The 21,571-nt window shown below is 66.2% G+C and carries 22 protein-coding genes; 19 read left to right on the top strand and 3 right to left on the bottom strand.

Annotated elements, in window-relative coordinates; all coding sequences use genetic code 11:
* Positions 1 to 28 precede the first annotated feature (28 nt).
* The 3 genes from M0209_RS10270 to M0209_RS10260 all read right to left on the bottom strand — a co-directional run bounded on the left by M0209_RS10270 (position 29) and on the right by M0209_RS10260 (position 2,390).
* The gene (locus tag M0209_RS10270; protein ID WP_258888182.1) at positions 29 to 523 is read right to left on the bottom strand and encodes a rhodanese-like domain-containing protein; all 495 of its coding nucleotides are present in this window, start codon (positions 521 to 523) and stop codon (positions 29 to 31) included.
* Positions 524 to 662: 139 nt separating this feature from the next.
* Entirely contained in the window at positions 663 to 1,037 is a 375-nt protein-coding gene (locus tag M0209_RS10265) for a hypothetical protein (RefSeq protein WP_258888181.1), read from the bottom strand.
* Positions 1,038 to 1,091: 54 nt separating this feature from the next.
* Positions 1,092 to 2,390: a type VI secretion protein ImpB gene (locus M0209_RS10260; RefSeq protein ID WP_258888180.1), complete on the bottom strand. Its 1,299-nt coding sequence runs from the start codon at positions 2,388 to 2,390 to the stop codon at positions 1,092 to 1,094.
* Positions 2,391 to 2,493: 103 nt separating this feature from the next.
* On the opposite strand from M0209_RS10260, the gene M0209_RS10255 reads away from it, so the two are divergent.
* The 19 genes from M0209_RS10255 (at position 2,494) to ftsA (ending at position 21,523) form a co-directional block, all read left to right on the top strand.
* A complete protein-coding gene (locus tag M0209_RS10255; RefSeq protein WP_258888179.1) occupies positions 2,494 to 3,477 on the top strand; it encodes a cysteine synthase A in 984 nt (327 codons plus the stop codon).
* 61 nt (positions 3,478 to 3,538) lie between these two features.
* The gene (locus M0209_RS10250) at positions 3,539 to 3,964 is read left to right on the top strand and encodes a putative toxin-antitoxin system toxin component, PIN family (RefSeq protein ID WP_258888178.1); all 426 of its coding nucleotides are present in this window, start codon (positions 3,539 to 3,541) and stop codon (positions 3,962 to 3,964) included.
* Positions 3,961 to 4,206 carry a type II toxin-antitoxin system HicB family antitoxin gene (locus tag M0209_RS10245; RefSeq protein ID WP_258888177.1) on the top strand — a complete coding sequence of 82 codons (246 nt, stop codon included), beginning with the start codon at positions 3,961 to 3,963 and terminating at the stop codon, positions 4,204 to 4,206. The genes M0209_RS10250 and M0209_RS10245 overlap by 4 nt, the downstream gene beginning before the upstream one ends.
* A 54-nt stretch (positions 4,207 to 4,260) precedes the next feature.
* Positions 4,261 to 4,575 (top strand): hypothetical protein, encoded by a 315-nt coding sequence (locus M0209_RS10240; protein WP_258888176.1) that lies wholly within the window; start codon positions 4,261 to 4,263, stop codon positions 4,573 to 4,575.
* Between the two features lie 280 nt (positions 4,576 to 4,855).
* On the top strand, positions 4,856 to 5,350 hold the full coding sequence (locus M0209_RS10235) for a division/cell wall cluster transcriptional repressor MraZ (protein ID WP_258888175.1): 495 nt from the start codon (positions 4,856 to 4,858) through the stop codon (positions 5,348 to 5,350).
* Positions 5,347 to 6,279 carry a 16S rRNA (cytosine(1402)-N(4))-methyltransferase RsmH gene (gene rsmH / locus M0209_RS10230; protein WP_258888174.1) on the top strand — a complete coding sequence of 311 codons (933 nt, stop codon included), beginning with the start codon at positions 5,347 to 5,349 and terminating at the stop codon, positions 6,277 to 6,279. Before M0209_RS10235 ends, rsmH begins: the two co-directional genes overlap by 4 nt.
* A complete protein-coding gene (locus tag M0209_RS10225; RefSeq protein ID WP_258888173.1) occupies positions 6,276 to 6,845 on the top strand; it encodes a hypothetical protein in 570 nt (189 codons plus the stop codon). The genes rsmH and M0209_RS10225 overlap by 4 nt, the downstream gene beginning before the upstream one ends.
* Entirely contained in the window at positions 6,842 to 8,545 is a 1,704-nt protein-coding gene (locus M0209_RS10220; RefSeq protein ID WP_258888172.1) for a penicillin-binding protein 2, read from the top strand. Before M0209_RS10225 ends, M0209_RS10220 begins: the two co-directional genes overlap by 4 nt.
* Before the next feature lie 2 nt (positions 8,546 to 8,547).
* Positions 8,548 to 9,963 carry a UDP-N-acetylmuramoyl-L-alanyl-D-glutamate--2,6-diaminopimelate ligase gene (locus tag M0209_RS10215; protein ID WP_258888171.1) on the top strand — a complete coding sequence of 472 codons (1,416 nt, stop codon included), beginning with the start codon at positions 8,548 to 8,550 and terminating at the stop codon, positions 9,961 to 9,963.
* The gene (murF, locus tag M0209_RS10210; protein WP_258888170.1) at positions 9,960 to 11,330 is read left to right on the top strand and encodes a UDP-N-acetylmuramoyl-tripeptide--D-alanyl-D-alanine ligase; all 1,371 of its coding nucleotides are present in this window, start codon (positions 9,960 to 9,962) and stop codon (positions 11,328 to 11,330) included. The genes M0209_RS10215 and murF overlap by 4 nt, the downstream gene beginning before the upstream one ends.
* Positions 11,331 to 11,333: 3 nt before the next feature.
* A complete protein-coding gene (mraY, locus tag M0209_RS10205) occupies positions 11,334 to 12,404 on the top strand; it encodes a phospho-N-acetylmuramoyl-pentapeptide-transferase (RefSeq protein ID WP_258888169.1) in 1,071 nt (356 codons plus the stop codon).
* Positions 12,401 to 13,792 carry a UDP-N-acetylmuramoyl-L-alanine--D-glutamate ligase gene (gene murD, locus M0209_RS10200; RefSeq protein ID WP_258888168.1) on the top strand — a complete coding sequence of 464 codons (1,392 nt, stop codon included), beginning with the start codon at positions 12,401 to 12,403 and terminating at the stop codon, positions 13,790 to 13,792. The genes mraY and murD overlap by 4 nt, the downstream gene beginning before the upstream one ends.
* Positions 13,793 to 14,977: an FtsW/RodA/SpoVE family cell cycle protein gene (locus M0209_RS10195; RefSeq protein WP_258888167.1), complete on the top strand. Its 1,185-nt coding sequence runs from the start codon at positions 13,793 to 13,795 to the stop codon at positions 14,975 to 14,977.
* Positions 14,974 to 16,113 (top strand): undecaprenyldiphospho-muramoylpentapeptide beta-N-acetylglucosaminyltransferase, encoded by a 1,140-nt coding sequence (murG, locus tag M0209_RS10190; protein WP_258888166.1) that lies wholly within the window; start codon positions 14,974 to 14,976, stop codon positions 16,111 to 16,113. The genes M0209_RS10195 and murG overlap by 4 nt, the downstream gene beginning before the upstream one ends.
* On the top strand, positions 16,110 to 17,516 hold the full coding sequence (murC, locus tag M0209_RS10185; protein WP_258888165.1) for a UDP-N-acetylmuramate--L-alanine ligase: 1,407 nt from the start codon (positions 16,110 to 16,112) through the stop codon (positions 17,514 to 17,516). Before murG ends, murC begins: the two co-directional genes overlap by 4 nt.
* Positions 17,513 to 18,412, top strand: a complete 900-nt coding sequence (murB, locus tag M0209_RS10180) for a UDP-N-acetylmuramate dehydrogenase (RefSeq protein WP_258888164.1) — start codon at positions 17,513 to 17,515, stop codon at positions 18,410 to 18,412. Before murC ends, murB begins: the two co-directional genes overlap by 4 nt.
* Entirely contained in the window at positions 18,382 to 19,317 is a 936-nt protein-coding gene (locus M0209_RS10175) for a D-alanine--D-alanine ligase (protein ID WP_258888163.1), read from the top strand. Before murB ends, M0209_RS10175 begins: the two co-directional genes overlap by 31 nt.
* Positions 19,314 to 20,252 (top strand): cell division protein FtsQ/DivIB, encoded by a 939-nt coding sequence (locus M0209_RS10170; protein ID WP_258888162.1) that lies wholly within the window; start codon positions 19,314 to 19,316, stop codon positions 20,250 to 20,252. The genes M0209_RS10175 and M0209_RS10170 overlap by 4 nt, the downstream gene beginning before the upstream one ends.
* Positions 20,253 to 20,263: 11 nt before the next feature.
* Positions 20,264 to 21,523 (top strand): cell division protein FtsA, encoded by a 1,260-nt coding sequence (ftsA, locus tag M0209_RS10165; protein ID WP_258888161.1) that lies wholly within the window; start codon positions 20,264 to 20,266, stop codon positions 21,521 to 21,523.
* Positions 21,524 to 21,571: the final 48 nt, after the last annotated feature.

Genomic DNA, 21,571 nt, shown 5'->3' with positions numbered 1-21,571 from the left:
GCGAGCGCCTGTAGCGGGCGCAGGCGCGCTAGCCTAGGGCCTTCACCCAGCCGACCTTCGGGTCGTCGAAATCGATCACCTGGCCGAGTTCGTAGACGTCGCGATGGCCATAGGCTGCGAGGTTGATGAAGGTCTGGATGTTCAGTGAAACCGGGGCCGCCTTCATCGCGACCGGGCGACGGTTGTTCGAGAAGTTGTTGTTGCAATAAATCAGCACGGGTCGTGTCCGGTCGGCCAGTATCGCTGCCAAAGCCTCGGCCGTGAAGTCGGTCAGCGGCAGGTTGATTGCGCCGGCAATATGCCCCCGGGCAAATGCCTCCGCCGAACGCGCGTCGAGGATCACGTCGTCGCCCGATTGCGCCATCGCCTTGAACCGGTCGAGCGTGACCAGCCGTTTGGCGCGCAACGGGCGGACATTGCGGGCGAGTTGTTCGAACCCGGCATAGTCGATCTGGCGTGCGGTGGTCATGACCGACGTGGGGGCAGGCGCAGCGGCGGCAACGGCTAGAACGAACAGCAGCATGGCGGCACTCCCGTGCACCCGGGTATCGCGCGCGTTTCCTGAAACGGGGCTGAACGGCGGGGCGCGACGGGTAACGAGCCGCCAATGAAAAAGGCCGGGGCGAACCCCGGCCTCAACGATGTCGAATTTCGGAAAGAGCCTAGCTCAAACAATCCTGCTTCGGATGGCCGGGGCGGGTCAGCGAGATCGCATCGCCCTTGACGATCAGTTCGACCCCTTCGGCGACCAGCGGCTTGCCGGCCTCTTCGGCTTTCAGCATTGTCGTCGCGCCGGCCTCGTCCTTGAGATTGGCGGTCAGGTCGCCGGCGAACAGGTTGACGGTGACGACGCTGTCGTCCTTGCAACGGTACTGCTTGCTCGACTTGACGGCGGGCGGCAGCTCGACCTTGGCGACGGGCGCGGCGGCGTTGGTTGCCTCCGCATTGGCCGTTTCGGCAGTGTTGGCGGGCTTGCTGTCGCACGCAGCGAGGGCAAGGGCAGCCGCAAGTGCGGCAAGGGCGGGACGCAGTGACATAGACGCTTTGAGTGCGCTGTCATGCTGCGCCGCGTCAAGAGCGAAAGCGTTATTCTATGCCGTAAAATCCGCCGCTTCGGGAATTCGGCCGAACGCGATGCTGGTGCCGATGCGGTCGGCGCGACCGCCGCTCTGCGGGCCGAGCATGACCGCGTTGCGCCCGAAGCGGGTGTTGAGCCGATCCATCGCGCGGCTGAGCGCTTCGGTGCGGAGGCTGCGCGCGAGTTCGTGACCGGGATCGAGCCGTTCGAACAGCGAACCCTGTTCGCCGCCGACGGGTGACAGGCCCGCCAGCGTGACACCCACCATCCGCAACCGGAAGCCGCCGGGCCGCGCGCCCGCGACCTCGACCAGTTGCGGCCAGAGCGCGTCGAGGCTCGCGAGGATGCGAAAACTGTCCTGCGTCGCGGGCAGCTTGATGCTCGCATGCCATTTGCCCCGAACGCCATTCGCATCGGGTTCGAAGCGGACGTGGAGAATGAGCAGTGCCGCCGTCATGTTTTTCGCGCGCAACCGGCTCGCGGCCTTGAGCACCAGCCGCCGCGCGACCAGCCGCGCGCTTTCGCGACCGCGGTTCTTCGGGGCAAGGACATGGCTATGGCCGACGGTGCGCTCCTGCGTTGCCTTGTCGGGCAGGTCGACGCCGTGGAGGGCATACCACAACCGGTCGCCGTCGCGCCCGCCCCAGGCGGTGCCCGCGTCGAGCGGACGGCGCGCGCAGAGTTGTTCGATGTCGTTGACGCCCGCTTTGGCCAGCCGCGCCTTCATCTTGGCACCGATCCCGGCGATGGCGGTGAGGGGCAGCGAATACAGCCGTTGCGGCAGCTCATGGGCCTGCAGCACCACCAGCCCGTCGGGTTTCATCATATCGCTGGCGAGCTTGGCGAGCACGCGGTTCGGCGCGATGCCGATCGAACAGCGCAGCCAGTCGCCGACATTGTCGCGGATACCTGCCTTGATCCGCGCCGCCAGTGCGCGGACCCCGGCCTCATCGTTCTCGTTGTCTAGCAACCGGCAGGCGACTTCGTCGATCGAGCAGACCTTGGTCACAGGAATGTGCCATTCGATCTCGGCGATAATGCGGTTGTGATACTCGACATAGAGTTCGTGGCGCGGCGACACGACCTGGATGTCGGGACAGCGTTTGCGTGCCTCCCACACTGGGGTGAGCGTCGAGATGCCATAGGCCTTGGCTTCGTAGCTCGCCGCAATCGCCACTGTCGTCTCGACCCCGGCGGGCGCGATGATGACCGGCTTCCCGCGCAGCTCGGGCCGCACCTGTTGCTCGACGCTCGCGAAATAGGCGTTCAGGTCGAGGAACAGCCAGCGCAAGGGGCGTGGGGGAAGGTTCATGATTGGGAACGTATCACGAACACGACGAGTCGCGAAGCCGCGTGTTCGGCCCTGAAAGGCGGACTTGCTTGCCGCGCCGCGCGGTCGTGCTAACCCGCGTCGCATGACCATCGTTTCCGACCCGCTCGCGCTTATCGGCAATACCCGTCTCGTCCGGCTGAAGGGCGCAAGCGACGCCACGGGTTGCGAGATCCTGGGCAAATGCGAATTCGAAAATCCGGGCGCGTCGATCAAGGATCGCGCCGCGCTCTATATCGTCGAGGATGCCGAACGCTCGGGCGCGCTGAAACCCGGCGGGACGATCGTCGAGGGGACGGCGGGCAACACCGGCATCGGCCTCGCGCTCGTTGCCAATGCCAAGGGCTACAAGACGATTATCGTCATGCCCGAGACGCAGAGCCGCGAGAAGATGGACACGTTGCGCGCGCTGGGGGCCGAACTCATCACCGTGCCCGCCGCGCCCTATTCGAACCCCTGCCATTTCGTGCACCAGTCGCGGCGGATTGCCGACGAAACGCCGGGCGCGGTCTGGGCCAACCAGTTCGACAATATCGCCAACCGTCGCGCGCATATCGTCGGCACGGCAGAGGAAATCTGGGAACAGACCGGCGGGCGGATCGACGGGTTCACCTGTGCAGTCGGGACCGGCGGGACGCTGGCCGGGGTCGGACTGGGGCTGAAGGCCAAGGACGAGAACATCCGGATTGCGCTGACCGACCCGCACGGTGCGGCGCTCTATAATTATTATGCGTGCGGCGAACTGAAGGCCGAGGGGAGTTCGTTCGCCGAAGGGATCGGGCAGGGGCGGATCACCGGCAATCTGGAGGGTGCCCCCATCGACACCCAGTTCCGCGTGTCGGACGAGGAGGGGCTGGAACAGGTGGCGGCCCTGCTGCGCGACGAGGGGCTGTGCCTGGGGCTGTCGAGCGGGATCAACGTGGCGGGCGCAATCCATCTCGCGCGCGAACTGGGACCGGGGAAGACGGTGGTGACGATCCTGTGCGACACGGGGTTCCGCTATCTGTCGTCGCTCTACAATGCGGAGTGGCTGCGCGCGAAGGGGTTGCCGGTGTTTCCTTGGCTCTAACGCAGATACGACGATAGTAAATAGTTTGCGATATCTCAGAAGATATGACATCATATGAGATATGTATCGATTTGTCCTTGATACCGATGTTATCGTTGCCGCCCTGAGAAGTGCGATGGGCGGCAGCAATGCGTTGCTGCGCGAAATCGCACATCAGCGCGCCGTGCTATTGCTCACTCCACCCTTGTTCCTGGAGTACGAGGCTGTCCTGAAGTGCGCTGAACAGCGACTTGTCCACGGATTGAGTATGCCGGAGATCGATCGTTTCCTTGCCGCGCTGGCGAGCAGTTCCGAAGCGGTCGACGTCGATTTTCAATGGCGGCCCCAGCTTTCGGATGCGAATGACGAAATGGTGCTGGAGGCAGCGATAAACGGGCGCGCCGATGCGCTCGTCACCCATAATGTAAGAGACTTTGCTGCGGGTGCCGCACGGTTCGGTATCCGTGTTTTGCGGCCTGGCGACATTTTGAAGGAACTGCGATCATGACCAAGGCATCTTATCCCTTGAAACTTCCCGCCTCGATCAAGGCGGCTGCTGCGCGTCTTGCCAAGGAAGACGGCGTTTCGCTTAACCAGTGGATTTCGGTCGCGATAGCCCAGAAAATCGGCGTGGTGGAAACGGCGGCCGATTTCCTTGCGCGGCGGGCGGGCGACGCGCGTCCTTCGGATTTGCTCCCGTTTCTTGACCGGGCCAAGCGCGGCGCGCCCATTGCGAGTGACGAGGCCTGATCGGTAGGTCTGCCCCCTTGGCGCGCCTGCCGATCCGCACTAGATTTGTGACCTATGGTTGAAACGCGCACCAGCGAGCGGTTGCCGCCGGACGAGCCGGGACAGCGGATGCAGCGCGTTCGTGTCGGCGTGACGGGGCTTGCCGCGATCGTGCTCGTCGTGCTGCTGGCGACGGCGATTGCCAGCGGGGTCCGCCGTACCGCTGCCAACGAAACCGCCGCAACCGCGCCGCCGCCGGTCGTTGCGGCGATTGCGACGCCGTCGAACACTGCTGCGCCCGATCCCAATGCCGAGCCGCTCGCCCAACTGGGTGCGGCACCGGGAGGGGCAGCGGATACCGCGGCGCCTGCAAACGGGAAAACAAAGTGAATCGCGCGTGCGACTCGACGGATAGGGGCGCGGTGCGATTCGTAAATCCTTGTGCCCGGAGCGCCGATTTCTTAGAACATCTGCGGAACACGACCTGAGTTTTTGCTTTTACGCCCATTTTTACCCAAAATTGCCCATTGCTGCCCATCGACTCACTTGATACGTCTTGCTCCACAAGGGCGGGGTTCACCTGACGCGAGTCGAGTCGAACCCGGAGGCGACGATGGTCGTTTCCGGGCACGGGGCGGTTTTGCCGGTGGCCTGTCCAAGGGGACGGCAATTGAGCGGCGAACGGGTTTTGTATCAGGGCTATGCGTTGCAGCCGGTCGACAAAAAGGGTCGGCTGGCGATCCCCGCGTGCCTGCGCGAAGCGCTGCTCGAAAATTCCGACGAACGCGTCCTGATGATCGCCGACGAGGCCGACCTGCCGTGCATGGTTGCCTATGACAAGGGCTGGTCCGCCGCGCTGAAGGCGCAGGTCGCGGAAGACCAGAAGATCGCGCGCGACCTGCATGGCAAGGGACCGGCGCGCGCTGCCGACCGGCTCAAGAATTTCGGCAATGTCGATTCGGTCGCCTTCGACGACGCAGGGCGCTTCATCCTGCCCGACTTCGTTGCCTTCGACCTCGGCCTGACCGACTATGCCTTTTTTACGGGCGGCGACGAGGTGTTCCACATCTGGAACCCGCGCCGCCTGATCGCCGACCCCAATGTGCCCGAGGGCACGCACAAGCGCTGCCTGTTCGAAATGAACAAGAAGGGCGCGGCGCTGTGACCGCCCCGCATACCCCCGTGCTGATCGACGAGGTCCTCGCCGCGCTATCCCCCGCGCCCGGCGAAACCCATGTCGACGGCACCTATGGCGCCGGCGGGTACAGCGCCGCGATCCTGGCGCGCGGGAGCCGGGTCATCGCTTTCGACCGCGACCCCGACGCGGTTGCCGCCGCCGTGCCGCATGACGGGCTGACCCTGATCGCCGACCGATATTCGACGATGGATCGCGCCGGTGAGGTCGATGGCGTCACGCTCGACCTTGGCGTGTCGTCGATGCAGCTCGACCAGCCGGTGCGGGGCTTTTCCTTTCAGGCCGACGGTCCGCTTGACATGACGATGGAGCGCACCCGCCCCAACGCCGCCGACTATCTGAACACGGCGGGCGAAGGCGAGATCGCCGACACCATCTATGCGCTGGGCGACGAACCCAAGTCGCGGCGCATCGCGCATGCCATTGTCGATGCGCGGCCGCTGTCCACCACAATGGACCTTTCGCGCGCGGTGCGCCGCGCGGTCGGCAACAAGCCCGGTGAAAAGAAAGACCCGGCGACGCGGACATTCCAGGCGATCCGCATGCATGTGAACCGCGAACTCGGCGAGCTCGAGGACGGACTTGCGGCAGCGGAACGCATCCTGAAGCCGGGCGGGCGGCTGGCCGTGGTGACGTTCCACAGTCTCGAAGACCGGATCGTCAAGACCTTCCTGCGCCGCCGTTCGGGCGCGACGCCATCGGGCTCGCGGCATTTGCCGCAGGTTGCAAGCGGACCGCTGCCGACGTTCGAGCGGGTGGCGAAACCGGTGCGTTCGTCCGATGCCGAAGTGGCGCGCAATCCCCGTGCGCGCTCGGCAACGCTGCGCAGCGCGCACCGCACTTCCAATCCGGCCTGGGTTACCGACGCCAAGACTACCGACGAAAGGGCAATGTCATGATCGCACAGCGTTTCCGTGCGCTCGGCTGGGTGGCGGGCATCGCGTCCGCCTCCTGCGGGCTTTACCTGATTTCTCTGCAAGTCGCCGCCGAACGCGCCAAGCTCGAGGCCGTCGACGCGCGGATTGCCGCAGCGCAGCGCGACATGCGCGCGCTCCAGACCGAACTCGGCACGCGCGCCAATCTGCGCCAGTTGCAGAAATGGAACGACGATGTGCTGTCGCTCGCGACCCCGCGCGCCGCGCAATATCTGACGAGCGAAGCGCAGCTGGCCGGGCTGGAGCCGGGGATCGCCGGCAGTGCTGACCGCGTTGCCGCGCCGCAGGCGGTGATGGTTGCTGCCGCGCCTTCGACGCCGAAAGCGGCCATGCCCGCGCCGGTACGGGTCGCCCGCGCCGAGACGCCACCTGCTGCCGCAGTCTCGCCGATCCGCCGTGCCAATTATGTGCCCGCCGAAGCATCGCCCCGGATCGAGCGCGTCGCGATGATCGACCGCGCAGTCATCGGGCGCGGGACGCTCGGCGATCTCGTCCGCACTGCCGCAGAGGAGCGCCGTAAACGCCCGTGACCACGCTCGTCGCCCAGCCCGCACGCATCCGCAATCCCGGCGAAAGGACGCTCGCCCTCGCCACGACCCACCAGCGGCTGATGTTGCTGATGCTGTTGTTTGCGGCGGGTGCGCTGGTCGTTGTCGCCAGGATCGCCTGGATGGGCGTGTTCGCCGGCGAGGTCCGCGCGCGGATTGCCGACAAGGCCATGGCGCGCGGCGACATCGTGGATCGCAACGGGCGGGTGCTGGCGCGGACGATCGAAGCCTGGTCGATCGGTATCCACACCGACCGGTTGCTCACCTCGCCCGAGACGCTGGCGCAAAAGCTGGCCGAGCTGATGCCCGAAAAGACGGCGGACGAATATCACGCGATGATCCGCACCCGGCAGGCTTCGAAAACGCCGTTCACCTATCTGCGCCGGCGTGCGATGCCCGAGTTGGTCGCCGCCGTGAACGCGCTCGGCGAACCCGGCATCGGCTATGCCCGCGAGCCCGAGCGGCTGTATCCGCAGACGACGCTTGCCGCGCATGTGCTCGGCTATACCGATCTGGCGGGCAATGGCGTCACCGGCATGGAACGGGTGCTCAACACGCGCCTGTCCGATCCGTCGACCCGCGGCATCCCGACCGCGCTGGCGATCGATGCCCGCGTGCAGGCGGTGATGGAAAGCGAACTTTATGCCGTGATGGTCGACCAGCAGGCGGTCGGGGCGGGCGGCATCGTGCTCGATGTGCATACCGGCGAGATCGTGGCGATGGTGTCGCTGCCGGTGTTCAATCCGAACAAGCCCTCGGGCGAGAAGAACGACGCGCTGTGGCGCAACGCGATGACCCAAAGCGTGTATGAGCTGGGCTCGACGTTCAAGCCGATCACGGTCGCCAATGCAATGGATTCGGGCGTCGTGACGTCGATGGCCAAACGCTATGACGCGACGGCGCCGATCAGCGTTGGCGGGTTCAAGATCCACGACGACCATCCGATGGGCCGCTGGCTCAACATCCCCGAGATGCTGATCCATTCGTCGAACATCGTGACCGCGCGCGTCGCCGACCAGCTGGGGCAGGAACGCACCGCCGCGCTGTTCCGCAAGCTCCATTTCGATGCGCGGCCCGATGTGGAACTGAAAGAGCGCGGCACGCCGATCTGGCCCGACTATTGGGGCCGCACGACAGTGATGACGGTCGGTTACGGCCATGGGATGGCAGTCACGCCGCTGCATCTCGCCAGCGCCTATGCCGCGCTGGTCAACGGCGGCATCTGGCGGCCGTCGACCCTGATGAAAGTCGCGCCCGGCAAGGCACCGCACGGATCGAGGGTGTTCTCGCAAGCCACCAGCGACCGGATGCGGCAATTGCTCCGCATGATCGTGACCGACGGTACGGGGCGGAGCGCCAATGTCGCGGGCATGCGCGTCGGCGGGAAGACCGGGACGGCCGAAAAGGCAAGCGAAGGCGGCTATGCCAAACACTCGATCGTCGCGACCTTTGCCTGCGCCTTCCCGATGGACGCGCCGCGCTATGTCGTGATCGGCATGGTCGACGAGCCAAAGGGGTCGGCGATCAGCCACGGCCAGCGCACGGCGGCCTTCACCGTCGCGCCTGCGGTCGGGCGGATCATTGCGCGCGCCGGACCGATGCTCGGCATCGTGCCCGACGACAATCGCGATATCGATGTCAGCGAACTGACCCCGCTCGTCTGGAAAGCGAAGGGCGACTGAGAGTGGAACTGGGCACTCTCCTCGGCACAGACGCGTCGGGTGCCGTTACCGGCTTCGCGCTCGACCACCGGAAAGTCGCGCCCGGCACGGTTTTCGGCGCGTTCAAGGGCGCGCGCTTCAACGGCGAGGATTTCATTCCGGCAGCAGTTGCCGCCGGTGCCATTGCGGTGGTGACCCGGCCCGGCGTGCCCGTCGACGGCGCAGTGGCGGTGTACGCCGACGAGCCCCGCCGCCGGTTCGCCCTGCTTGCCGGACAGTTTTTTGCGCCTTTCCCGGCTACTTGCGTGGCGGTCACGGGGACCAATGGCAAGACATCCACTGTCGAACTGACCCGTCAGCTGTGGCGGATGGCGGGGCATCATGCCGCGAGCATCGGCACGCTGGGCGTCACGACGGCGGGCGAGACGGTGACCACGGGCTTGACCACACCCGATGTCGTGACGTTCCTGTCGAACATGGCGGGGCTGGCGCGCGAGGGCGTGACTCATGCTGCGTTCGAGGCATCGAGCCACGGCCTCGACCAGTATCGCACCGAAGGGCTGCCGGTGCGGGCGGCGGGATTTACGAATCTGTCGCGCGACCACCTCGACTATCACGGCGATATGGCCGCGTATCTGACGGCCAAGCTGCGGCTGTTTTCCGAAGTCGTCGATGGCGACGGCACGGCGGTCGTCTGGCAGGACGACGAGGCATCGGACCGCGCCATTGATCTGGCGCATGCGCGCGGGCTGAAGCTGATCGGCGTTGGCGCGCGGGGGGCGACGATCAAGCTGATCGACCGGACACCGGGTCGGCTCGGCCAGACGCTGACCCTGGGATATGAGGGGAGCGAGATCAAAGTCTCGCTGCCGCTGATCGGTGCCTATCAGGCCGCGAACGCGCTGATGGCAGCGGGACTGGTGATCGCGACCGGCGGCGATGCCGGCCAGACGCTTGCCAATCTGTCGCGGGTCCAGGGGGTGCGCGGGCGGCTGGAACGCGCATGCATCACGCCCAAAGGCGCGCCGGTCTATGTCGATTACGCGCACACGCCCGATGCGCTGGCGGCGGCAATTTCGGCACTGAAGCCGCATGCTATCGGGCGGTTGATCCTGGTGATGGGCGCGGGCGGCGACCGCGACGCGGGCAAGCGGCCCGAAATGGGCCTGATTGCCGAAGCGATGGCCGACCGCGTGATCGTGACCGACGACAACCCCCGCCACGAAGATCCTGCGCTGATCCGCGCCGCGATCCTGTCGAAAGCACCCGAAGCCACCGAAATCGCCGACCGCCGCGCCGCCATCGCCGCCGCCATCGCCGAAGCCGGGGCGGAAGACATCGTGCTGATCGCGGGCAAGGGGCATGAAACCGGCCAGAAAGTCGGCGACCTCGTCCTGCCGTTCGACGACGTCGAAGTGGCGCGGGAATGCGCGCTGTGAGCTTGTGGACCGCCACCGCCATTGCCGCCGCGACCGGCGGCACCGCATCCGCCGACTTCGCCGCCACCGGCGTCGCGTTCGACAGCCGCGAGATCGGGCCAGGCGATTTGTTCGTCGCGATGCCGGGGACCGATTTCGACGGGCACCAGTTCGTCGACGGGGCGTTCGGGCGTGGCGCGGCGGGCGCGATCGTCTCGCAGCCGGTCAGTCATCCGCATGTTTTGGTCGCCGATACGGCGGCCGCACTGAATGCCCTCGGGGTCGCAAGCCGGGAGCGGAGCAAGGCGAGGGTCGCTGGAGTCACGGGATCGGTCGGCAAGACCGGCACGAAGGAGGCCCTCGCTGCTGCCTTGGCGCGAACGCCGGATGTGCGTGTCCATCGCTCGGTCAAAAGCTACAACAACCATACCGGCGTACCGCTGAGCCTCGCCCGGATGCCCGCCGACAGCGATTACGCGGTGTTCGAAATGGGCATGAACCACGCGGGCGAGATCGCGGCGCTGACGCGGATGGTCCGCCCGCATGTCGCGGTCGTGACGACAATTGCCCCTGCCCATATCGAATTCTTCCCGACCGGGCTTGATGGCATTGCCGATGCCAAGGGCGAGATTTTCGAGGGGCTGGAACCGGACGGCACGGCGGTGATCCCGTTCGACAGCCCGCAACGCGACCGCCTGATTGCGGCGGCCACGCCCCATGCCGCGAGGATCGTCACCTTCGGATTGGGTGACGGCGCGGACGTCCGCGCGCGCGATGTCATCGCCAATGCCGGGAGCAGCACGGTGACGGCGACGCTGCCGGGGGTCGAGCTATGCTTTACGGTCGGGCAGGCAGGGGCGCACTGGGTGTCGAACGCGCTCGCGGTGCTCGCTGCCGTGCAAGCACTGGGGGCAGACCTCGGTGCTGCGGCGCTGGCTCTTGCCGATATGGAGCAGCTGGCCGGACGCGGTGCGCGGCTGGATGTGCGCGTGGGGAGCGGCACCGCGCTGGTTATCGACGAAAGCTATAATGCCAACCCCGCCTCGATGCGCGCGACGCTCGATGTGCTGGCAAGCGAACCGGGTCGCAAGATCGCGGTGCTCGGCGCGATGCGCGAACTGGGAGCGGAAAGCGATGCGCTCCATGCGGGCCTTGCCGGCGATGTCGTGGCAGCGGGCGTCGATTATGCACTGCTCGTCGGCAGCGGAATGGAACCGCTTGCCAGCGCGCTTGAGGGCAAAGCCGAAGTGCGCCATGTGGCCGACGCGGCGACCGCGGACGCCGCCCTTGCCAGCCTGATCGCCCCCGGGGATGCGGTCCTGATCAAGGGATCGAATTCGGTCGGGCTGTCCGCGCTCGTCGCGTCGCTGAAATCAAGGACGGCCTAGCCGATGCTCTATGTTCTCGCCGACTGGCTCGGCTTTCCCGGCATCCTCAACCTGCTGCGTTACCTGTCGTTCCGCACGGGCGGCGCGGTGGCGACGGCGCTGGTGCTCGGGCTGATCATCGGGCCGCGCTTCATCGGCTGGCTGCGGGTCAAGCAGGGCAAGGGGCAGCCGATCCGCGACGACGGGCCGCAATCGCACCTCGCCAAGCGCGGGACGCCGACGATGGGCGGGCTGATGATCCTGACCGCGCTGGGCGTGTCGAGCCTGTTGTGGATGGACCTGTATAATCCGTACGTCTGGGCGTGCCTCGCGGTGACGTTCGGCTTCGGGCTGATCGGGTTCCTCGACGATTACGACAAGGTGAAGAAGAACAGCCACAAGGGCGTGTCGGGCAAGGTCCGCCTGATGGGCGAATTCGCGATTGCGGGCCTCGCCGCTTGGCTGATCACGTACAACAACGGGACCGAGCTGTACCTGCCGTTCGTCAGCAATTTCCACCTCAACCTGGGGCCGGTCTACATCGCGTTCGCGGCCATCGTCATCGTCGGATCGGGCAATGCGGTGAACCTGACCGACGGGCTCGACGGTCTTGCAACCATGCCGGTGGTGATCGCGAGCGTCGCTTTCATGCTGATCGTCTATCTCGCGGGTAACGCCAAGTTTGCCGGTTATCTGGGCATCCCGCATGTGCCGGGCGCGGGCGATCTGGCGATTTTCTGCGGCGCGATTGTCGGGAGCTGCCTCGCTTTCCTGTGGTTCAATGCGCCCCCGGCGGCGGTGTTCATGGGCGATACCGGGAGCCTTGCGCTGGGCGGCGCGCTCGGCGCGATTGCGGTGACCGCCCACCACGAGATCGTGCTTGCGATCATCGGCGGGCTGTTCGTGCTCGAGGCGGTGAGCGTGATCGTCCAGGTGTTCTGGTACAAGCGCACCGGACGCCGCGTGTTCCGCATGGCACCGATCCACCACCATTTCGAACAAAAGGGCTGGGCCGAGGCGACGGTGGTGATCCGGTTCTGGATTATTTCGTTCGTGCTCGCGCTGGCGGGCCTCAGCACGTTGAAGCTGCGGTGATTACGTCGCGGTCTTGGCGCGGCAAACGCTATGCGGTGCTCGGGCTGGCGCGCAGCGGTGCGGCGACGGTCGAGGCGTTGCTGGCGAGCGGGGCGGAGGTTGTTGCGTGGGATAGCGATGCGGGACGGCGTGATGCGCTCAACCCTCTCCACTTTGTGGAGAGGGCGGCGGAGCGAAGCGAAGCCGGGAGAGGCCCGATGTGGCCACAACATTCCTCTCCCGATGCTGGCGCATCGCCCTCTCCACAAAGTGGAGAGGGTTTGTCTTTCGCCGACCCGCTCACCCTCGACCTCAGCGGTTTCACCGCGGTCGTCGTCTCCCCCGGCGTCCCCCTCAACCGCCACCCGATCGCGGGTCACGCCGCGAAATACGGCGTCCCCGTCATCGGCGACATCGAACTCTTCGCGCAGGCCCGCGCCGAACTGTCGCCGCACAAGGTCGTCGGGATCACCGGCACCAACGGCAAGTCGACGACAACCGCGCTGGTCCACCATATCCTGCAGACCGCAGGCGTCCCAACGACGATGGGCGGCAATATCGGCCTGCCGATCCTGGGGCAGGAGCCGCTGCCGGCGGAGGGCGTCTATGTGCTCGAACTGTCGAGCTACCAGATCGACCTGACCTTCACGCTCGACTGCGATGTCGCGGTGCTGCTCAACGTGACGCCGGATCATCTGGACCGGTATGAAAGTTTTGAAGCCTATGCTGCGAGCAAGGTGCGGCTGTTCGAGATGCAGTCGGTGGGAAAACCGTCAATCGTTGGCGATGAACTTATCGCCCATCATAGCATCGTTATCGACCGGTCGGCGCGAGACCTTTGGGGGTGCGACAATGAATACCCCTTCCCCAATCAATACGAGTGGCCAGCCCTTCAAGGCCCGCACAACGGACAGAATGCAGATGCGGCGATGTGCGTCGCTTCGCATCTCGGTTTGAGTAAATCAGACATCGAAAAGGGCCTCCGCACCTACCCCGGCCTTCCGCACCGCATGGAGCGCATCCGTGAGCGGGACGGCGTCCTTTACGTCAACGACAGCAAGGCGACCAATGCCGACAGCGCCGCGCCCGCGCTCGCGGCTTATCCCGCGGTGCGCTGGATCCTCGGCGGGCAGGCGAAGACGGCGGAGCTCGACGCGTGCGTGCCGCATTTCGGGCATGTCCGGTCGGCCTATACCATCGGCGCATCGGGACCGATGTTCGCCGACCTGCTGCGCCCGCACATGAAGGTCGACGAGAGCGGCACATTGGCCGCCGCCGTCCAGCATGCCGCGCGCGATGCGGTCGCGGGGGAGACGGTGCTGCTGTCGCCCGCCTGCGCCAGTTTCGACCAGTTCCGCGATTTCGAGGATCGCGGGGACCAATTCCGCCAGCTCGTGGAGGCCCTGTAAATGGCTGTCGTCGCCCGCACCAATGGCGCCCGTCTCGGTCGCACCGACAATTCGTCGTTCGGCATGTGGTTCTGGGAAATCGACCGCGTGCTGCTCGTGCTCGCGTTCGTGCTGATCGCGGTCGGCTTGATTGCGGTCGCGGCGGCCTCGCCTGCGGCGGCACAGCGCTATTCGGGGGGCAGCACCATCGTGCCGCCGCTCACCTATTTCTGGAAACAGCTCGGCTGGGTTGCGGTCGGGGTGCCGGTCATGGTCGGTATTTCGATGCTGCCGCGCGATCAGGCACGGCGGCTGGCGCTCGGTGGGGCGGCGTTCTTCTCGGTGCTGCTCGCCTTTGTGCCGATCCTGGGGTCGGAGGCCAACGGGGCGCAGCGCTGGATCGGTTACGGTTTTGCCCGCGTCCAACCGTCGGAGTTCCTCAAACCCTGTTTCGTCGTGGCGCTGGCGTGGATGCTGAGCCTGCGCGCGCAGGACAAGACGCTGCCGGTGATCCCGCTGTCGGGCGTCATCACCGCGACGATTGCGCTGTTCCTGATGAAGCAGCCCGACTTCGGCCAGACCATCGTGTTCTGCACGATCTGGCTGGCGCTGCTGATGTTGTCGGGCGTGTCGTTCCGGATCATGGGGGCGCTGGCGGGCCTCGGCGGGGTTGGTGTGGTCGCGGCGTATCTGTTCTATCCGGTCGCGACGCAGCGCATCGACAATTTCCTGTTCAAATCGGGTGACACTTTCCAGATCGACAACGCCTATGCGACGCTGACGGCAGGCGGGTTCTTCGGCACCGGCCCGGGCGGCGGCGAACGCAAGTTCGGGCTCCCGGAAGCGCAGACCGACTATATCTTCAGCGTGATCGGCGAGGAATTCGGGCTGATCGCGTGCATGGCGGTGACTTTGTTGTTCGTGGCGATTGCGGTGCGCGTGTTCGTGAAGCTGCTCGACGAGGACGACCCGTTCATCGTGCTGGCAAGCGCGGGGCTGGCGGTGCAGCTGGTCGTGCAGGCGATGATCAACATCGCGGTCAATGTCGGCCTCGCCCCGTCGAAGGGGATGACCCTGCCGTTCATCAGCTATGGCGGCTCGTCGATGATCGCCTTGTGCTTCGGCTTCGGGCTTTTGCTCGCGCTGACGCGGCGGAACCCGTATCTGAAGCGCAGTCCCTATGTCGTGAAATGGAACGGGCGTTGAGCATTACGAAGCACTTCGTTCTCGCGGCCGGCGGCACCGGCGGACATATGGTCCCGGCGCATGCGTTGGCGGCGGAGCTGACCGCTCGCGGGCATCATGTCGCGCTGATCACCGATGCACGGGGTGCCAAGATTCCGGGGCTGTTCGACGGGGTGCAGACGCACATCCTGCCCGCCGGTCGCCTGACCAAAATCCCGACAAGCTGGGTACCGGGGGTGCGCGCCATCCTGTCGGGCCGGACGATGGCGAAGCAGCTCTACAAGAGTTTCGAGCCGTCGGTCGTCGTCGGTTTCGGCGGATATCCGGCGTTTCCGGCGCTGGCGGCGGCGTTCGGCATGGGCATCGCGACGGCGGTGCACGAACAGAATGCGGTGCTCGGCCGCGTCAACCGGCTGGTCGGCGGGCGCGTCGACATCATCGCGACGTCCTATCCCGATACCGCGCGGTTGAAACCGGCGTGGAAAGACCGCGTCCACCTCGTCGGCAATCCGGTGCGCGAAAGCGTGGTGAAGCTCGGCACGCAGGAATACCCGCCGCTCGACGAGAACGGCATTTTCCGCGTGCTGGTGACCGGCGGCAGCCAAGGTGCGACGGTGCTGTCGCGGGTGGTGCCCGAAGGACTGGCGATGCTGCCCGTGGCACTTCGCCGCCGCTTGCAGGTCGTGCAACAGGCGCGCGCCGAAGATGTCGAGCGCGTCCGCGCCGCCTATGCCGCGCGCGATATTCCGGCAGAGGTCCATACCTATCTGACCGACCTGCCCGAACGGCTCGCATGGGCGCATCTGGTCATCGGGCGCGCAGGCGCATCGACGATTTCAGAGCTGACGGCGGCAGGCCGGCCCGCGATCCTCGTGCCGCTGCCCTCCGCCATGGACGACCACCAGACGGCGAATGTGCGCGAAATGGTCGCGGCAGGCGGCGCGCGGGCGATTGCGGAGGAAGACTTCACGCCGGTCGAACTCGCCAAGCAGATGCAGAAGCTCGGCCTCGACGCGGGCGGGCTCGCTAATGCGGCGAAGCGCGCGCTGACCTGCGGGCGGCCGAACGCAGTGCGCGATCTCGCCGACCTGATCGAACGCATCGGTCCGGCCGTCGACGGACCTGCACCGGTCAAGTTGAAGGAAGCCTACGCATGAAGGGTGTCGCAACCGACATCGGCACGATCCACTTCGTCGGCATCGGCGGCATCGGCATGTCGGGCATTGCCGAGGTGATGCACAACCTTGGCTACAAGGTGCAGGGGTCCGACGTGGCCGAGGGCTATGTGATCGAGGGACTGCGGAAACGCGGTATCGCGGTCGCCATCGGCCATGCGGCGGAGAACCTCGGCGATGCGGCGGTGGTCGTCACCTCGACGGCGATCAAGCGCGCAAATCCGGAAGTCGCGGCGGCTTACGAGAACCGCATCCCCGTGGTGCGGCGCGCGGAGATGCTCGCCGAACTGATGCGGCTGAAATCCACCGTGGCGGTCGCGGGCACGCACGGCAAGACAACGACGACGAGCATGATCGCGGCAATGCTCGACGCGGGCGGGGTCGACCCGACCGTTATCAACGGCGGCATCATCAACAGCTATGGCTCGAACGCGCGTCTGGGCGCGAGCGACTGGATGGTCGTCGAGGCCGACGAGAGCGACGGCAGCTTCCTGCGCCTCGATGGCACAATTGCCGTCGTCACCAATATCGATCCCGAACACCTCGACCATTATGGCGACTTCGATGCGGTCAAGGATGCGTTCGTCGAGTTCGTCGAGAACGTCCCCTTCTACGGCGCGGCAGTGCTGTGCCTCGACCACCCCGAAGTGCAGGCGCTGCTGCCGCGTGTTCGCGACCGGCGGATCGTGACTTATGGCTTTTCCGCTCAGGCCGATGTGCGCGGGGTCAATGTCGTGCCGGGGGCGGGGGCCAACCGTTTCGAGGTCATTATCCGCAGCCGCGACGGATCGACGCGCAGCATTGAGGACATCGTGTTGCCGATGGCCGGTCGCCACAATGTCCAGAATGCGCTGGCGGCGGTCGCGGTGGCGATCGAACTCGGCCTCGACGATGCGACGATCCAGCAGGGTTTTGCCGCATTCGGCGGGGTCAAGCGGCGCTTCACCAAAGTCGGCGAGACCGGTGGGGTCACGATCATCGACGATTACGGCCATCATCCGGTCGAAATCCGTGCCGTGCTGTCGGCGGCACGCGAAGGCGCGGAGAACCGCGTGATCGCCGTCGTGCAGCCACACCGCTATTCGCGCCTCGGCGGGCTGATGGACGAGTTCGCGCAGGCCTTCAACGATGCCGACCAGGTGCTGGTGGCACCGGTCTATGCGGCGGGCGAAACGCCGGTCGAGGGCGTGAGTGCCGAGGCGCTGGTCGAACGGTTGCGCGCGCGCGGGCACCGCGCGGCGGCGACGGTCGAGAGTGCCGAGGCGCTGGCGAAGCTGCTCGCGGAAGAGGCCGTCGCTGGCGACCTCGTCGTATGCCTCGGCGCGGGCGATATCACGAAATGGGCGGCGGGCCTTGCCGCCGGCATCGAAGGTGCGCGGGGATGAGTGCGATCTGCCTCGCACCACCGCCGACGCGCGGCCGCGTGACGCTCGAAGCGCCGCTCGCGCCGCTCCTCTGGTTCAAGTCGGGCGGCCCCGCCGAGATGCTGTTCGAGCCGGCGGACGTCGCCGACCTGCAAGGCCTTCTCCGCGACCTCGACCCGGTAACGCCCGTGATGGCGCTTGGTCTCGGGTCGAACCTTATCGTCCGGGATGGCGGGTTGCGCGGCGTGACGGTGCGGCTGGGCAAGCCGTTCGCCAAGGTCGAGCGCCTCGATGCGACGACGCTGCGCTGCGGCGGCGGCGCGTCGGGCATTCTCGTGTCGAGCACCGCGCGCGATCACGGCATCGCGGGCCTCGAGTTCCTGCGTTCGATCCCCGGCACGGTCGGCGGCTTCGTGCGGATGAACGGCGGGGCGTACGGACGCGAGTTGAAGGACGTCTTGATCGATTGCGACGTCGTGCTGCGTTCGGGCGAACTGGTGACGCTGGCGGCGAGCGAGTTGCACTACACCTATCGTCATTCGGAGTTGCCCGGACAGGCCGTGGTCGTCGCCGCACGGTTGCGCGGCATGCCCGGACAGCCCGAAGCCATTCAGGCCGAGATGGACCGCATTGCCGCCGCGCGCGAGGCGTCGCAGCCGTTGCGGTCGAAGACCGGCGGTTCGACCTTCAAGAACCCGCCGGGTGAAAAGGCCTGGGCGCTGGTCGACGCGGCGGGCTGTCGCGGGCTGATGGTCGGCGGCGCGCAGGTCAGCGAAAAGCACACCAATTTCCTGATCAACACCGGCACCGCGACCAGCGCCGATATCGAAGCGCTGGGCGAAGAAGTGCGCGCGCGGGTGAAGGCGCAGTCGGGTGTGACGCTCGAATGGGAAATCCAAAGGGTCGGAAACAAGTGAAGGTCGTCGTTCTTATGGGCGGCTGGTCCGCCGAGCGCGAGGTGTCGCTCGTCACAGGGAAAGGCGTGGCCGAGGCGTGCGAACGGCTGGGGCATGAGACGGTCGCGCTCGACATGGATCGCAACGTCGCGACGCGGCTGGCCGAATTGAAGCCCGATGTCGTCTTCAACGCACTTCACGGCACGCCGGGCGAGGACGGGTCGGTGCAGGGGATGCTCGACCTGATGGGCATCCGCTACACCCATTCGGGGCTCGCGACTTCGGTGATCGCCATCGACAAGCAGTTGTCGAAACAGGCACTGGTCCCGCACGGTATCCGGATGCCCGGGGGGCATGTCGTCAAGTCGGAGAGCCTGTATCTCGGCGATCCGCTTCCGCGCCCCTATGTGCTCAAGCCCGTCAACGAAGGGTCGTCGGTCGGCGTCGCCATTGTGACCGCGCAGGGGAATTACGGCGACCCCATCGGCCGCGATGTTGCGGGGCCGTGGCAGGAATTCGACGAATTGCTCGCGGAGCCGTTCATCCGGGGGCGCGAACTGACGACGGCAGTCCTCGGCGACCGCGCGCTGGCAGTCACAGAGCTGAAGCCCAAGAGCGGCTTCTACGATTACGATTCGAAATACACCGACGGGCTGACCGAACATATCTGTCCGGCCAACATCCCCGAAGCGATTGCCCAGGCCTGTCTCGACATGGCGTTGAAGGCGCACCGCGTGCTCGGCTGCAAGGGGACATCGCGGTCGGATTTCCGCTGGGACGACGAAAAGGGTGTCGAGGGATTGTATCTGCTCGAGGTCAACACCCAGCCGGGGATGACGCCGCTGAGCCTTGTGCCCGAGCAGGCCCGCCATATTGGCATGGGGTACGACGAGCTCGTCGGCGCGATTTTGGAGGATGCACGATGAGCGGAAACGCACCGATCAAGCGCGGGGCCGCGACCAAGCGCAAGCCGGTCAAGGTCGTCAAGTCCGGCAAGCGCAAACCGTCGCTGTTCGCACGGCTGGTGGCTCAGGTGCCGCTGAGCGCGCGTACAGTCGAGCGTGCAACGACGGCCATTGTGCTGACTGTGGCGGCCGGCGGGATTTCGGCAATCGCGATGATGCTCGACGTGCCGCACAAGGTCGGCATGGCAGCGGGCGATGCCGTCGGGCGCGCAGGCTTTTCGGTCAAGCATATCGACATCGTCGGGGCCGACCGTATGGACCGCACCAGCGTCTATGCCGTCGCGCTCGATCAGCTGTCGCTGTCGATGCCGCTGGTCGATCTGGAGGGCGTCCGCCAGAAATTGCTCAAATACGGGTGGGTTGCCGATGCGCGCGTGTCGCGCCGCCTGCCCGATACGCTCGCCATCGAGATTGTCGAGCGCAAGCCCGCCGCTGTCTGGCAGCACGCGCAGCAACTGACCCTGGTCGATGCCAAGGGGGTGCCGCTCGAACAGGTCAGCCTGAACGCGATGCCGAACCTGCCGCTTGTCATCGGCCCCGATGCCAATGTGCAGGCGACCGCGCTGACCGCATTGATGAACCATGCGCCGCAACTGAAGCCCGTGCTCGACGGGGCGATGTGGATCGGCGACCGGCGCTGGGACCTGAAATTCCAGTCGGGCGAGACCTTGCTGCTCCCCGAGGGCGAAGCGGCGGCGGCCGCCGCGCTCAGGAAATTTGCCGAACTCGACGGTGCACAGCGCCTGCTCGGGCGCGGCATGGCGCGTTTCGACATGCGGAATCCCGACCAGATGGCGGTGCTGCCGGGGGCCAAAAAGGCGACGGCGGCGACCGAAAGCCGCGCTGGCGACAAACCCGCGAAAATCGGCCCCATCGACCCTGCCCGTACGACCTGAGGAGAATCCCCATGGCCCAACCGCGTCCCGACCGTCTCATCACCGCACTCGATATCGGGTCGTGGAAAGTTTCCGCGCTGATCGCCGAGCGGGGCGAAGAGGGCGAAATCAACGTGCTCGGTACCGGCCAGCGCGAGAGCAAGGGCGTGCGGCGCGGCTATATCGCCGACATGGACGCCACCGAGCGGTCGGTGCGCGAGGCAGTCGAACAGGCCGAACGCATCGCAGGGACCAATATCGAGGACGTCTGGGTCAGCTTCTCGGCGGGCGGGCTGGTCAGCAATCTGGCTTCGGTCGAAGTCGAGCTGGGCGGGCACCGGGTCGAGCAGGAGGATATCGACAATCTGCTGACGCACGGCCGCAATGCTATCGATCCCGAGGGACGGATGGTGCTCCACGCGCAACCGACGCTGTACACGCTCGACGGGCTGAAGGGCGTGAAGAAGCCGCTGGGGCTGCACGCGGATACGCTGGGTGTCGATATCCATGTCGTCGCGGCCGACGGGTCGCCGGTCCGCAATCTCGACTTGTGCGTGCGCTCGGCGCATCTCGAAGTGAAATCGATCATCGCGTCGCCGGTTGCGACCGGCATGGCGTGCCTCAGCGACGAGGAGCGCGAATTGGGGGTGGCGCTGGTCGAAATCGGTGCGGGGCTGACCAATGTATCGCTGTTCGCGGGCGGCATGCTGGTCGGCCTGGCGTCGATCCCGTTCGGCAGTGCCGACATCACCGACGACATTGCATCGGCCTTCGGCACGCGGCGGCAGCAGGCCGAGCGGATGAAGTGTTTCTATGGTTCGGCAACGACTTCCCCCCGCGACAACCACGACATGATCGAGGTCGCGCCGATGTCGTCCGAGGACGACGCAGGCGAGGCTGGACGCATCACCCGCGCGCAGCTGATCTCGGTCATTCGCCAGCGGCTCGACCATCTCGTCGGCGAGATCGCCCGCGAGCTGAAGGAGCTGGGCTTCGGCGGTCCCGTCGGACGCCAGGTGGTGCTGACCGGCGGCGGCGCAGAGCTGAAAGGCCTTGCCGATTACATGCAGGGGGCGCTGGGCCGCGCCGTCCGCCTCGGGCGACCGCGCGGGCTGAACGGCCTGCCCGAAGCGCATAGCGGCACGGGTTTCGCAACGCTCGCCGGTCTGATCCACTATGCAGCGTCGGACCCGATGGACCTGCGCTCGATTGCGTCGGACCAGATGGTGACGCGCGCGGCGGGCGGCGGCCTGATCAAACGGCTGATGGCGGCTTTTCGCTATGGCTACTGAAAAAACCCGCTTGCGCGTTAACGCTTTTGGTGATTCAAGAAGGAATCG

It is taken from the genome of Sphingomonas sp. SUN039 (genome assembly GCF_024758725.1).
In the GTDB taxonomy this organism is placed as follows: Bacteria; Pseudomonadota; Alphaproteobacteria; order Sphingomonadales; family Sphingomonadaceae; genus Sphingomonas_O.
This window is presented reverse-complemented; position numbering and strand designations above follow the sequence as displayed.

Coding starts and splice junctions, on each gene's coding strand:
- M0209_RS10270 (WP_258888182.1), bottom strand. CDS start 523: ATGCTGCTGTTCGTTCTAGCCGTTGCCGCCGCTGCGCCTGCCCCCACG.
- M0209_RS10265 (WP_258888181.1), bottom strand. CDS start 1,037: ATGTCACTGCGTCCCGCCCTTGCCGCACTTGCGGCTGCCCTTGCCCTC.
- M0209_RS10260 (WP_258888180.1), bottom strand. CDS start 2,390: ATGAACCTTCCCCCACGCCCCTTGCGCTGGCTGTTCCTCGACCTGAAC.
- M0209_RS10255 (WP_258888179.1), top strand. CDS start 2,494: ATGACCATCGTTTCCGACCCGCTCGCGCTTATCGGCAATACCCGTCTC.
- M0209_RS10250 (WP_258888178.1), top strand. CDS start 3,539: ATGTATCGATTTGTCCTTGATACCGATGTTATCGTTGCCGCCCTGAGA.
- M0209_RS10245 (WP_258888177.1), top strand. CDS start 3,961: ATGACCAAGGCATCTTATCCCTTGAAACTTCCCGCCTCGATCAAGGCG.
- M0209_RS10240 (WP_258888176.1), top strand. CDS start 4,261: ATGGTTGAAACGCGCACCAGCGAGCGGTTGCCGCCGGACGAGCCGGGA.
- M0209_RS10225 (WP_258888173.1), top strand. CDS start 6,276: ATGATCGCACAGCGTTTCCGTGCGCTCGGCTGGGTGGCGGGCATCGCG.
- mraY (WP_258888169.1), top strand. CDS start 11,334: ATGCTCTATGTTCTCGCCGACTGGCTCGGCTTTCCCGGCATCCTCAAC.
- M0209_RS10195 (WP_258888167.1), top strand. CDS start 13,793: ATGGCTGTCGTCGCCCGCACCAATGGCGCCCGTCTCGGTCGCACCGAC.
- murC (WP_258888165.1), top strand. CDS start 16,110: ATGAAGGGTGTCGCAACCGACATCGGCACGATCCACTTCGTCGGCATC.
- murB (WP_258888164.1), top strand. CDS start 17,513: ATGAGTGCGATCTGCCTCGCACCACCGCCGACGCGCGGCCGCGTGACG.
- M0209_RS10175 (WP_258888163.1), top strand. CDS start 18,382: ATGGGAAATCCAAAGGGTCGGAAACAAGTGAAGGTCGTCGTTCTTATG.
- M0209_RS10170 (WP_258888162.1), top strand. CDS start 19,314: ATGAGCGGAAACGCACCGATCAAGCGCGGGGCCGCGACCAAGCGCAAG.
- ftsA (WP_258888161.1), top strand. CDS start 20,264: ATGGCCCAACCGCGTCCCGACCGTCTCATCACCGCACTCGATATCGGG.